The 13,473-nt window shown below is 40.5% G+C and carries 14 protein-coding genes; all 14 read right to left on the reverse strand.

The window, feature by feature from the left end:
* Window positions 1-380: 380 nt before the first annotated feature.
* Entirely contained in the window at window positions 381-1,664 is a 1,284-nt protein-coding gene (gene purD / locus EFT72_RS17790; RefSeq protein ID WP_124068260.1) for a phosphoribosylamine--glycine ligase, read from the reverse strand.
* Entirely contained in the window at window positions 1,661-2,263 is a 603-nt protein-coding gene (gene purN, locus EFT72_RS17795) for a phosphoribosylglycinamide formyltransferase (protein WP_124068261.1), read from the reverse strand. The genes purD and purN overlap by 4 nt, the downstream gene beginning before the upstream one ends.
* Window positions 2,257-3,282 carry a phosphoribosylformylglycinamidine cyclo-ligase gene (purM, locus tag EFT72_RS17800; RefSeq protein ID WP_124068262.1) on the reverse strand — a complete coding sequence of 342 codons (1,026 nt, stop codon included), beginning with the start codon at window positions 3,280-3,282 and terminating at the stop codon, window positions 2,257-2,259. Before purM ends, purN begins: the two co-directional genes overlap by 7 nt.
* Before the next feature lie 25 nt (window positions 3,283-3,307).
* Window positions 3,308-3,826 (reverse strand): 5-(carboxyamino)imidazole ribonucleotide mutase, encoded by a 519-nt coding sequence (gene purE / locus EFT72_RS17805; RefSeq protein WP_124068263.1) that lies wholly within the window; start codon window positions 3,824-3,826, stop codon window positions 3,308-3,310.
* Window positions 3,827-4,052: 226 nt separating this feature from the next.
* Window positions 4,053-5,912, reverse strand: coding sequence for a HAMP domain-containing methyl-accepting chemotaxis protein (locus EFT72_RS17810; RefSeq protein ID WP_124068264.1), 1,860 nt, complete (start codon window positions 5,910-5,912; stop codon window positions 4,053-4,055).
* 113 nt (window positions 5,913-6,025) lie between these two features.
* The gene (locus tag EFT72_RS17815) at window positions 6,026-8,104 is read right to left on the reverse strand and encodes an aminopeptidase (protein ID WP_243110055.1); all 2,079 of its coding nucleotides are present in this window, start codon (window positions 8,102-8,104) and stop codon (window positions 6,026-6,028) included.
* Between the two features lie 4 nt (window positions 8,105-8,108).
* Window positions 8,109-8,429 (reverse strand): calcium:proton exchanger, encoded by a 321-nt coding sequence (locus EFT72_RS17820; protein ID WP_124068265.1) that lies wholly within the window; start codon window positions 8,427-8,429, stop codon window positions 8,109-8,111.
* Complete coding sequence (locus EFT72_RS17825) at window positions 8,398-8,952, reverse strand: VanZ family protein (RefSeq protein ID WP_347561903.1); 555 nt, start codon at window positions 8,950-8,952, stop codon at window positions 8,398-8,400. Before EFT72_RS17825 ends, EFT72_RS17820 begins: the two co-directional genes overlap by 32 nt.
* A gap of 18 nt (window positions 8,953-8,970) precedes the next feature.
* A complete protein-coding gene (locus tag EFT72_RS19385; protein ID WP_164473218.1) occupies window positions 8,971-9,120 on the reverse strand; it encodes a hypothetical protein in 150 nt (49 codons plus the stop codon).
* A 12-nt stretch (window positions 9,121-9,132) separates the two neighbouring features.
* Window positions 9,133-9,807, reverse strand: a complete 675-nt coding sequence (gene pyrE, locus EFT72_RS17830; protein ID WP_124068266.1) for an orotate phosphoribosyltransferase — start codon at window positions 9,805-9,807, stop codon at window positions 9,133-9,135.
* A gap of 36 nt (window positions 9,808-9,843) precedes the next feature.
* Window positions 9,844-10,743, reverse strand: coding sequence for a dihydroorotate dehydrogenase (locus tag EFT72_RS17835; RefSeq protein ID WP_124068267.1), 900 nt, complete (start codon window positions 10,741-10,743; stop codon window positions 9,844-9,846).
* On the reverse strand, window positions 10,743-11,516 hold the full coding sequence (locus EFT72_RS17840; protein WP_124068268.1) for a dihydroorotate dehydrogenase electron transfer subunit: 774 nt from the start codon (window positions 11,514-11,516) through the stop codon (window positions 10,743-10,745). Before EFT72_RS17840 ends, EFT72_RS17835 begins: the two co-directional genes overlap by 1 nt.
* Before the next feature lie 9 nt (window positions 11,517-11,525).
* Window positions 11,526-12,443, reverse strand: a complete 918-nt coding sequence (gene pyrF, locus EFT72_RS17845; RefSeq protein WP_124068269.1) for an orotidine-5'-phosphate decarboxylase — start codon at window positions 12,441-12,443, stop codon at window positions 11,526-11,528.
* A 52-nt stretch (window positions 12,444-12,495) separates the two neighbouring features.
* Window positions 12,496-13,152 (reverse strand): YkgJ family cysteine cluster protein, encoded by a 657-nt coding sequence (locus EFT72_RS17850; protein WP_124068270.1) that lies wholly within the window; start codon window positions 13,150-13,152, stop codon window positions 12,496-12,498.
* Window positions 13,153-13,473: the final 321 nt, after the last annotated feature.

Genomic DNA, 13,473 nt, shown 5'->3' on the forward strand with positions numbered 1-13,473 from the left:
AACTATGTATTTAAAATGTCCCAATTTATCAAGTATTACATAGTTTTTTCCCCTAACACACACCCTCAAATATAGTCTTAATTCATAAAATCATCTCCGAGCCAATCATCTCCTTTTTGGTAAAATAATAGCCGATATCCAATGAATGGATATCGGCTAGCTACAACCAGAACAGCTTATGGGTACTTACAATGCCGCATCCTAAAATCAGTTAACATTCCCAGATATCCCATGCTGCTTACAAATCATGATGTAGAAAACTAGTGTCAATCATCCTTGCACTGTACTTTTTTGTGGTTCTTTCACATAACACGTTAAAAGTTTACCGTTTTACCGTAGAGTTACCTTATCATGAAAATACATCGGTGTCAACGATTTTTTCAGGACCCAAATCCTTCCTCTATAGCTTTTCCAATGTCGTTTCTCATGTACTTATGATCGAATGTAATCCATTTTGTCGCCTTATAAGCATTAATTCTTGCCTGTTTTAAATCAGCCCCCAAAGCAGTGACTCCAAGGACTCTTCCGCCGTTCGTTACCGTATCTCCATATTGATCCAGTTTGCTTCCTGCATGGAATACAAAATAATCTTTTTGATTTGTAAATGATTCAAGTCCCTGAATCTTATACCCTTTTTCATAATGCTCTGGATATCCTTCCGATGCCAGAACAACACACACGGCTGCATCGTCCTCAAATTCCAATTGAATCCGGTCTAAAGTACCCTCTATACAAGCCTCTAAAACTTCCACGATATCATTTTTCATACGGGGAAGTACTACCTGTGTCTCCGGATCTCCAAATCTAGCATTGTATTCCAAAACCTTAGGTCCTTTCTCCGTAAGCATCAGTCCAAAAAAGATAATTCCTTTAAATTCCCTGTCTTCTTTGTTTAACGCATCTACGGTTGCCTGATAGATGTACTTTTTGCAGAATTCATCCACCTCTTTCGTATAAAAAGGACTGGGAGAAAAGGTTCCCATTCCACCTGTATTAAGCCCTTGATCCCCGTCTTTAGCCCGTTTGTGATCCTGAGCAGATGTCATGATCCGAATGGTTTTTCCATCAACAAAAGATAGAACCGATACTTCCCGGCCTTCCATGAATTCCTCCACAACGATTCGATCTCCGGCTGATCCAAATTGCCGGTCCAGCATAAGAGTCTTTACTCCCTCTTGTGCCTCTTCTCTAGTTTTGCAGATTAATACACCTTTTCCCAAAGCTAGACCATCTGCTTTTAATACCACTGGCATATCAGCTGTTTTAAGGTAGGCTATCGCTTCATCTGAACGATCAAAGGTTTCATAGGATGCCGTAGGTATGTTATACTTCTTCATCAAATCTTTGGCAAATGATTTCGAGCCCTCCAGACAGGCTGCCCGTTTGTTGGGTCCAAAAACAGGAATCCCTTCTGCATCAAACACATCAGCGCATCCCGCTACCAGCGGATCATCCGGTCCGATGATAACCAAATCGATCTCATGCTCTTTGGCAAAAGAAACCTGACGTTCAAAATCCATAACTCCAATATCCACGCATTCTGCCAATTCGGCAATGCCTGCATTGCCAGGTGCACAATAAATCTGTTCAACCTTTGGACTCTGAGCAACTTTCCAAGCGATTGCATGCTCTCGTCCACCGCCTCCTATAATTAAAACCTTCATGATCTCTCCTCCTGTTCTTGTGCAATCTTGTTAATGGCTTCTGGAAGAAGAATCCACTCTGCCTCCTCCATTACCCTTTTTTGCAAGATAACGGGAGTATCTCCTTCCTTCACTTCCACTGCCTTTTGCAGAATAATTGGACCGGTATCCGTTCCCTCATCTACATAGTGAACAGTGGCTCCAGTTACCTTAACTCCTCTGGCAAGTACCGCTTCATGAACTTTTAATCCATAATACCCGACTCCACAGAAAGACGGAACCAAGGAGGGGTGTACATTGATGATCTTATTTCTGTATTTCTTTATCATCATTTCCGGGATAGTTACTAGGAATCCGGCGAGTACAATAAGATCCAGATGATACGCATCAATGTTTGCAAGCAGATTTTCGTAAAATGCTTCTCTGTCCGGAAACTCTTTAGGGGAGATACAGACCGCATCGATTCCTTGTTTCCTTGCCCGTTCAAGCGCGTAAGCATTCGGGTTATTGCTGATAACAACCTTTACCTGCGCATGATTGATTTTTTTATTCTGGATCCCATCAAAAATTGCCTGAAGATTGGTTCCACCACCGGATACCAATACTCCGATTCTTAGCATAACTTCACACCCTTTGCCCCTGTCTCTGTACAACCAATTACATAAGGAATTTCTCCTGCCTGTCTAATTGCCTCCATAGTCTGATCCACATCTGCAGGATCAACTGCTAAGACCATGCCAATTCCCATATTATAGGTCTGATACATCATCTCTTCTGATATCTCACCTTTTTTTGCTATCAAGTGAAAAATGGCAGGAATCTGATAGCTGTTTTTTTCTATCAACCCACAAATTCCGTCTGGAAGCATACGTGGAATATTCTCATAAAACCCACCTCCGGTAATATGGCTGCAGCCTTTTAAGGCAACACCGCTCTCTTTGATTGCCTTTAATGCCTTCACATAGATTTTGGTAGGTGCAATCAAAGTTTCTCCCAAGGTCTGTCCCAGTTCTTTATAATAAGTATTCAGATTTTCTTTGGTCATATCAAATACTTTACGGATCAGAGAAAAACCATTGCTGTGAACTCCGGATGAAGCCATACCAATTAGTACGTCACCCGAACAAATTCCTTTGCCTGTAATTAAGTTTTTTTCGTCTACGACTCCGACTGCAAATCCAGCCAGATCATATTCATCTTCTGGATAGAATCCTGGCATTTCTGCAGTTTCTCCTCCTATGAGAGCTGCCCCAGCCTGTTTGCAGCCGTTTGCTACCCCACTTACAAGTGTAGCAATTTTTTCTGGAACATTCTTTCCACAAGCAATGTAATCTAGAAAAAACAAAGGTTCTCCTCCTGCACAGGCAATGTCATTGACACACATAGCAACACAATCAATTCCCACTGAATCATGTTGATCCATTAGAAACGCCAGCTTGAGTTTTGTTCCAACTCCATCGGTTCCTGATACCAGAGTTGGTTTTTCCATCTCTTTAAAAGCAGACATGGAAAAGGCTCCCGAAAAGCCACCCAATCCACCAAGGACTTCTGTTCTCATGGTTTCCTGAACGTGTTTTTTCATTAATTCAACCGATCTGTAACCTGCTTCAATGTCCACTCCGGCATTCTTGTAGTCCATTTTTCTTCCTCCGCTTCTGATTTACTTATTTCTTCATCTGTGATAAATATTCCTTGTATCCGATCTTGTCCAGTGTTTTTGCCTTCTTCATCACATCTGTTTTTAATTTCTGGGTATATTCTTTGATGTTATTCAACTGTGTTTCATCTCCCACCGCCAATATCTTAGCGGCCAGGATTCCCGCATTGGTTCCTCCGTTGATTGCAACCGTAGCAACCGGAACACCTGAAGGCATCTGAACAATGGAATAAAGAGAATCTACTCCGCCAAGGTCCGATGTTTTCATAGGGATTCCGATTACAGGCATGGGGAACAAGGCTGCGCACATACCAGGAAGATGCGCTGCTTTTCCTGCTCCAGCGATTATGACTTTTATGCCTCTCGCTTCTGCAGTATTGGCATAATCGTAAAATACATCCGGCTCCCGATGAGCAGAAATGACCGTCATCTCAAATTCTACCCCAAGTTTCTCCAATACATCTGCCGCCTGAGACATAACAGGCATATCGGAATCGCTTCCCATAACAATCGATACTATTGCCATCGTTCATTCTCCTTTTCATCTCTATATGATTGTATGATTCATTATCAGCAGTAATATTATTCATAAGTTTTATTAATATATATCACTTACTAATTAATTGTTGCTTATAACTATAATACTAGCTTTTCCTTTTCTCGTCAAGAAAAATTTCAGGATCTCATATAGAAAAAAACACAAAAGCAGAAAAAATCTTATCACTCTGCTTTTGTGCTTTTTTATGTATTTATTAGTATTTATCGTTGTTATAAGAAGAGGAATCATCAAAATAAACTGGATCTATTTCGATCTTTTGAGTTGCAGGGTCTTCTCCCTGCTCCATATCCATAAAAGAATCCTTTGATTCTGTCTCTTGTTTGGCTTCTGGTTTGTAAGAAGACACGGTTTCTTCTGAAACGCTCTGACTCTGTGCCTCATCATACAACGTAAACTGCTGTACCAGAACTTTCATAAGCTGCGCCTGTTCAGATAATTCTTCACTGGCAGCTGCACTCTGTTCTGCAGTAGCAGAATTGGTCTGTACCACACTTGAGATCTGATCGATGCCTTGAGTTACTTGATCAACTGCGATTGCCTGGTCATCGGATGCAGCCGCGATCTCTTCAATGATATTATTAATCCGGTGTGTTCCTTCCACCACTGACTGCATGGTCAATGTTGTCTCGGAAGTGATTTTGCTTCCATTCTCCACTGCATGTAGAGTTTCTTCAATCAGCAAGGTTGTATTCTTTGCCGCTTCTCCTGATTTACTTGCTAGATTCCGGACCTCATCCGCCACGACAGCAAATCCTTTTCCGGCTTCTCCTGCACGGGCAGCTTCAACCGCAGCATTTAATGCAAGAATGTTCGTCTGGAACGCAATATCCTCTATGGTTTTTATAATCTTACCGATCTCACTGGATTTATCGTTGATCTCAGTCATTGCCTGATTCATCTCAATCATCTTGTCATTGCTCTTATTTACATGACCAGCCGCCGCTTCCGACTGAGAACGTGCCTCTTTCGCACTCTCTGCATTGCGGTTGATTTGATTGGAAATATCGTTGATGGTTGCCGCTAATTCCTGTATCGAAGATGCCTGTTCGGTCGCCCCCTGTGACAATGCCTGTGCACCAGAAGATACTTGTTCCGAACCACTGGCTACCTGATCTGCTGATTCATTGATGCTGGAAAGTGCATAACTTAAATTGCTTCTTATATTTTTAATCGCAGTAAGAATTGGTTGGTAATCACGAACGTATTGCTCCTGCACTTGGGAAGTGATATTAAAGTTGCCTTTCGCCATAGCTCCAAGAGTTCCAATGACATCGTCAATAATCAATGTAATATTGGTAATGGTCGCTCTCATACTTTCTGCCAATACACCAAGTTCATCATTTGACTGATAATTTAGTTCCACATGAAGGCTGCCCTTTGACATCTCGCCAGCCGCTTTTTCGATCTCCTTAATCGGAACTACAATGCTTTTGGTTATAAACATAGCAAGGATAATCGTAGCAAGCGCACCCACAATTTGTAATACAACCACTATGGGTTGCGTAAAATTCATGATCGTCTGAGCTTTCTGATAATCCTTATCGGCATCTTCCTTCGCTATCTTGCTGATTTCAGAAAGATCGGTCTGAATTTTAACAAAGTTTGGTTCCAAAGACTCAAAGAACAATTCTGTCGCCTGACGGGTCTTGCTTATTTTTGCCAGTTCAAACACCTGTTTTTTATAAGGTTCTGCCTCATCTAAGGTCTTTTCAATCCTGTCTACGACCGATTGATCTCCCTTGTAGGTTTCCCGTAGCGTTTGAACCCCTGCCCGCAAGTTATCAATCTCAACTTCTGCTGCATCAATATACTTACTTCTAGTATTTAAATCCAGACTCATCGTTGCATAACCCACATCTTTCGCAGCAGATTCAATGCTTTGTCCCATCTCAACGGTAAGCATGGTAACCTGATGACCATTGGTATAGAATTTAGTAAATTTACCATTGTTGCTCACGAGTGCGTACAAAGATGTACTCGAAACAACCAGAAATAAAATCAAAATGATTCCAAACGCAATTGTAATCCTCTTCCCTATCTTTAAATTCTTCATCGAAGTTCCTCCGTTCTTTTGTCCCACAACTACATACTTACTATACTTTTTATCGGCATTTTGAATATTTTCTTAATGATTTCATTGAAATTTTATTACTTTTTACCACAAATTCATTCAAAATCAGTTAGCGGAAGATTTAACGTTTCGGTCCCCTTTAATACAAACCGACCATTATCAATGATTAATACTCGGGTACCATCAGCAGATACTGCCTCAATTTTATCCAGCTCCGAATAAGGAATGGTAATATCCGTGTGACAACTAAAATATGCCTTTGAAACATCTTCTTTCCGCAGTAAAGACACCTCATTGTCCCTCGCTATAATTTCCTTCCCGTTGGGATTATAAACTGGACTGTCTTCCGACCAGCTATAGCAGGTATCTCCTACCGCAAAATGTGGCCCCATCTTCTCTACGATCAGGATTGGAAGTTTATCTAAGATGTTGAATTTTTGGGCCATGGAATAAGCGGTGGTATTGGTCCCAATCGCAAATTCACCCATCGGAAGCGTTTGATGATTTTTTAATATCACTTGTTTGATGAGTGATTTTCCTTCTTCCGGATCTTCAAAGTTACTACAAGAGTAGTCTGTGATCATGCCATTTTCAAATTTCATAGTAAGATCTTTAAACTGAAAATCTGCAATGTATACGGTGCTCACAAATAGAACTCCCTTTGTGCCGGTTAGTTTGGGAGATGTAAATACTTCTCCTAACGGAATATTGACATCTGCCACACAATTTTCAAAATTGGTTTCTTTTTCAGGGTTTTTCAAAGAGTGCAGCGCAACGGTCAATCGGGTCTTATTCTTTCCTTTCCCTGATACCTCCACGTATTCTGACTGATCTAGGGTATCAATAATCGTCTGTTGAAGTCCTTTATACGTCTCATAATCCAGAGTGTTGATGGCAATGGTTTCGTCAAAAATCTCCTCAAAATCATCTCCTATTTCTGGTACTGGAAATGCAATGATTGTAAAACTAGTTTCATCTCCAGGTACGTATTGATTTACGATTCTAGAAGTCTCATTGGACATCTCAAGAGCCAGTTTTTCCTGCTTGGAATCCAGACGATTTGCCTCTGGTTTATTCAAGGGCTGAAACCCTTCTCTGCCAAACGTTTCAATCACAGCCGGTCCTGCAAATCCTTCTGCCAGTTCTTTGCAAGACTCATATGCCACCTTTAAAACAGTAGACTTCCGGTCTTTAAACGCTTTGTTTAAAAACAAAGCATTGTCATAGCGATGATCATAGTCGTATTGGCGATTCGGTGATTTACTAAAATACCCAGCTTTTCTACCTGCGTTTGTATTGACAGCCCACACTGCTGCCCGGCAAAGAATCACTTCAAGCCCCATCTTTTCAAAATTTTCAATGGCGAATTTAATCATCCGTTCAAACCCCAATTCATAACGGATCTGTACGGTCCGTTTCTTTGAAAGATCACGGCCCATCACTTTAAATCCCTTTTGATATCCTTGGGTATAGGTATCTGCCATAAGACGTACTTTATCTTCTGAAAGTGAATTCAAATACTCTGCCACTTTTCGTTCCGAATCGGATATATACTCCCCAAAATAGTATAAATATCTCAGATCATTTAAATCATGATTCTTAATGATATCCACTGCGAAGGAGAGAGAAGGGTCAAGTCCTTCCCTCACTCGAAAAGATACCGTATGATCTGTGTAATCACTGACAAACCAATAAATAATCTCTTTAACCGATTCGATCTCAGGTTTTTCTTCTTCGAACCGATTATAAATTTCAATCAATAATTCATTGAGAATTGTAACATCCGACAACCGATGCTCCTGGACAAAAACAATATCTCCTCTTATCTCCTTATATAAATAAGCTAAAATTTGTCCATACTCTTCCGATAGTCTGGATTCCGCATACTGTGGATTTGCATAACTCGTATCATAATGACCAGGAAGAATATCATCATATAATTTATGGTTCCATTCTTTTAATTCCTCAATGGAAGCTGTTCTTTGCTTTCCCTCTTCCAAAAACTTATGATATTCACCAATCATTACAATAAAGCCAGCAGTCTTATTAAAATAATCCCGGAAAGGTTCTGCCACAGTCTCTTCTAACTCTATCTGCCGAATGCGTTCCATCGACAATAAAAAACGTTCCATAATCATATCATTTTCTTGTTGAAACATTAATTGATAATCCACTTTTCTACCCCTTCAATCCTATTATGATAAGAACTGCCCAGAAAAGAATCAAAACCGCATCGATCGAGATTCCAATCTTAGTCAGTATGTACTTTTTTTCCCTTTCAAAAAAAGAAAAAACTCCATAAAACAAGGAAAAAAAAGAAATTAGCAGGCTACAAAAACAGACTGCCCCTACATTCATTTGGGCCTGTCCTGCAGTAATAACTGAACTTATAATTCCAACGATCCCCAAAACAAGAGCTCCAATTGCAAGTCCCAGAGACAGAAAACTTCCTTTTGCAAATGATTTCCTAATGTAGGATACTTTTTTTGGCTTTCGCATGCTTTCTCCTCCTTATCCTTATACGTTGAACGATCCGATATAGAATATAACCAAGAACTCCTCCCAATGTATTGAGTATCATGTCGTCAATATCAAAACTCCCCACTTTAAATATAAGTTGTATGGTTTCAATGGAGAAGCTAAACAGAAAACTAAGCAGGGCCGTATTGAGAAACACCTTACACCTGCGACTGATAACTGGAAGGAAAAAACCACACGGCATGAACCCTGCTATATTCCCAACAATGTTAAGGAGGAAGGATTTAATTCCAACTACATGACGGTAAATTATAAAACGCTTAATCTCCTTTAATGGGATCAGGTTGTAAGCGTATTCCTCTTGAAAATGGCTTCCTCTGCCAAAGTAGTCTGAAAAAAACAGAAAGTACGCCAAAAAGATCAGGTAACATACGAAAATCACCCAACCCATTTTCTGTCGTTTCGTCGCATTTTTAATCATATCAGCTCCATCTTTATACTGAAAAAGAGGGAAGCTGTAAGAATCAAACCATCCTAACAGCATCCACTCCTATGATAACGGTTAAAATGTAATCTCAGATTTACGTTTTAAAAGAATCGCACCATTTACAATTGTCATAATTCCTGCAGTCAGACCAATTACGGTCATCACTATCCCAACAACGATATTTAACGCACCTGAATTTCTCATAGTCTTGTAAACTCTTTCCATTTTACGTTCTCCTTATTTTGCACCGTATACTTGATAATAGGCATCAATTGCTGTTTTTAACGTATCATCAATGATTGTTTTCCCCTGGTATTCCTTATGATGCAGATGTTCAATCACGTCTGCCATTGTTACAATGGAAGCAGTTGGAAATCCGTATTTTTCTTGGACCTCATCCAAAGCTCCCTTGTCGCCTTTTCCCTTTTCCATACGGTTTAGGGAAACCATAAGTCCTTTTATGGTCACGTTTCCCTGTGCCTGGATAATCGGAAAAGTTTCTTCAATGGACTTTCCAGATGTTGTCACATCTTCAATCATTACCACACGATCCCCATCTTTGATTGGACTTCCAAGAAGAATGCCTGTGTCTCCATGATCTTTTGCTTCCTTCCTATTTGAACAGTAACGGATCTCCTTACCATAAAGCTCATGGAAAGCAATCGCTGTCGTTACACTTAAAGGAATCCCCTTATACGCTGGTCCAAATAAGACATCAAACTCATCACCAAAGTTATCGTGGATTGCCTTTGCGTAAAATTCTCCCAGTTTCTTGAGCTGAGCCCCTGTCACATAAGAACCGGCATTCATAAAAAATGGGGACTTTCTTCCACTTTTTAACGTGAAATCACCAAATTTAAGAACATCACTCTCTACCATGAAATCTATAAATTCCTGTTTATACTGTTCCATAATTCTGTCTCCTCTATTCAAAAATCACTATGATATCTATACCGAACCAATCAGTTCCTTGATATCATCAACGTTGAATTTCTCCATATATTCTACAATTCCCCGAACCACATCTTCGGTAGCATAAGGATTGACAAAATTTGCGGTTCCTACCGATACTGCACTCGCTCCTGCAAGTATGAACTCCATAGCATCTTCTGCAGTCATAATTCCACCCATTCCGATAATTGGCAGTTTTACCGCATGAGCCACCTGATACACCATGCGAACAGCCACGGGTTTAATCGCAGGACCAGACAATCCACCCGTCTGATTGGCAACTGCAAACGTACGGCGGTTTACATCAATCTTCATACCCGTCAGTGTATTAATTAAAGACAAAACATCCGCGCCTCCAGCCTCTGCCGCTTTTGCCATCACGGTTATATCCGTTACATTGGGACTTAGCTTCATAATCACTGGCTGCTTTGCATATTTTTTTACTTCCCGTGTAATGGCCTCAACTGCTTTCGGATCCTGGCCAAAGGCGATTCCACCTTCTTTTACATTGGGACAAGAGATATTGATTTCTAACAGATCCACTGGCTCATCCGAAAGTCGTTCTACTACTTCTATATAATCATTCGTTGTCTTCCCACAGACATTGACAATGATCTTCGTATCATACTGTTTTAAAAAAGGAAGATCCCGACTGGCAAATACTTCCATACCTGGATTTTGAAGACCGATGGCATTGATCATACCACCATATGTTTCTGCTATTCTAGGGGTTGGATTGCCAGGCCAGGCAACATTCGCAACTCCTTTAGTCACAACTGCTCCCAAATGATTCAAGTCAACGATCTCACTATATTCTTCCCCAGATCCAAATGTACCAGAGGCAGTCATAACCGGATTTTTGAGTTCTACTCCGGCTAAATTCACTTTCGTATTCACTAAAATTCTACCTCCTCTGCCGAGAACACCGGACCATCTTTGCAAACTCGTTTGTTGTGAACCCCAGAATGTTCATCGACTTCTTTACTTTTGCATACACATGCCAGGCAAGCACCGATTCCACATGCCATCTTTTCTTCCAATGAAAGATAACATTCCAGATGATTTTCTAAGGCATATGCCTTCAGCGCTTTTAACATAGGGGTAGGTCCGCATGCATAAATCACATCGCCTTTTATGCCGTATTCCTTGATTGCATCCATAACGGTTCCTTTTGTTCCACTGCTGCCATCTTCTGTCGCCAGATATGTTGTCCCAAGGGGGACAAAGGCTTCATTTAAAAACAATTCATTCCGGTAACCCAGAATCATCTGTTTTTCACAGGACAAATTTTTTGCAAGCTCAAGCATGGGAGGAATTCCGATCCCTCCCCCGATTAATAGTGCCTTTTTTCCATTGGCACACTCCAAGGGAAAACCATTCCCCAGGGGACCCATAATGGTAACATAATCCCCAGCCTGATAGTGGGAAAACTCTTCCGTTCCTTTTCCCACGATCCGATAAACAATTCTCAAACGACCGGTTTTCTTATCTGTCTCGCAAATACTAATGGGCCTTGGAAGCAATCTTGAGCCATCTTGTGAATATAAGGAAATAAACTGACCCGGTTTTGCCTGGTCCGTTATATCTTTTGTCTCAATCCACATTCCAAATACTCCGTCCCCAAGTTTTTCCTGACCGGTGACCATTGCTTTTTCTAATTTTTTTGCCATGATCTCCTCCTATAAGACACGATTGATATCCGCAGTCATATCAAGCACTGCTTGTCTGGATGCTTCCCCAAAATGATTCTCTCCGTACTTTTCATATTTTTCCTGCTTATATGCAGCAATAATACCTCTAGAGGAATTGACGATCGCTCCCAGTCCATCTTCATGAAAACATGGTCTTAAATCTTCTGCAGTCCCTCCCTGCGCACCATACCCTGGTACAAGAAAATAGGTGTTGGGCATCAATTTACGTAAAATCCGACTCATCTCAGGATAAGTGGCTCCAACAACCGCACCTACATTGCTGTAAGTTCCATCCATGCAGTCTTCGCCCCATTCCACAACCTTTTGTGCAACCAATTCATAAAGAGGCTTTCCATCTATGAGGCGATCCTGAAATTCTCCACTGGAGGGATTGGACGTTTTGACCAGAACAAAAAGCCCTTTATCCTCTTCTTTGCAAACATCTGTAAAAGGCTTTATCCCGTCTGTTCCCAGATAAGGGTTGACCGTAAGAAAATCTGCTCCGAAAGCAGACAAACGTTGTGAACCAATTTTTACTTTACCAATATGTGCCGCAGCATAAGCGGCTGAAGTGGAACCAATGTCCCCTCTTTTAGCATCTCCAATGACGAAAATCCCCTTCTCTTGGCAATATTTTACAGTTTTTTCATAAACGCTTAAGCCAGCGATGCCAAACTGTTCATACATAGCGATCTGAGGTTTCACAGCAGGAATGATATCACTGACATGATCAATAATCTCTTTATTAAACTGCCAGATCGCTTCTGCTGCCCCTTCTAGTGTCTCACCATATTCTTCAAATGCCTTCTTTGTCACATGATCCGGAATATAGCTCAGCATGGGATCCAGACCCACACAGATCGGTGCCTTTGTTTTTTGAATTTTATCAATTAACTGCCTGATCATCGTCTCCTCCTCGGTTCTCTTCGTCCTATTTTTCTCTATCTTACCAATTTTATCATAAGAAGGGTATGGCTTCAAGCCTTTTAAAGAACTGATCATAAAAATCCTTTTCCCCGTCAAATGGAGTGAAATAAAATTGTTTCAGTACATACATACTCACCTGATTGGCAAACTCGGTTTCTCTGTTCTCATCAATCTTCTTCTGCATCTTCTTTAAGCAGTCATGCCATGCATAGATAAATACTTCATATCGTTTGATGTCAGGAGTATCCAGCCACTTCTTTACTTTCACCTTTGCCCTATTTTTATTTTTGCATTCATGAATCTGAAGAAAATAGGAAAATCCTTCCCCCTCATAGATCCTTCCCAAAGGAAACAGCCGGCAGATTCCAGGTCTTATGTTGTGAATCAGGCAGCGTCCCTCCTCACTTAAAAAGTTACAACGTTCATCGACGGGTTTCATCTTTAAATTCGGCAATACGATCTGATCCACTACATTTAATTCAAGCTTATCTATAAGTAATTCTTCCATTGTACAAGATTGTCCCTTGGTAATCCGGAAACAATCCATAGGATCCAGAACAATAGACGAACCCATCCCCTGACAGCAGGAAGAACACCCCTTACAATCTTTGCAATCTGCTTTTACCATATCATTGACTCCATAAAGTCTACCATCTGAAATCTCATTTAAATCAATTTCTCGTCTCATAGCAAGGCTCCTTCACTTTTTGTATCTGCAATGCATGGATATCTTATCATTTTCTCCTCCTGTATACAACGAATTTCTAAGTATATCTCCAAAATTAGCACTCACCTATTGACAGTGCTAACAGTGTGTGTTATATTACAGTTATAACAAGCAAACAAGCATCTCAAAAGGGATACTGTAATCATAGGATAATAAGTCCAGCTAATAAATGTCAATAGTGAATTAAAAAATATTTGATATTTACAATGAAACAAAATAGGGCAACTTTAATAGACCCTTTGATATTTCATCAAGTGGCTGGCTCGAAGGAGGTATTCATTA

Source organism: Clostridium sp. E02, assembly GCF_003833015.1.
Lineage (GTDB): Bacteria > Bacillota > Clostridia > Lachnospirales > Lachnospiraceae > Lacrimispora.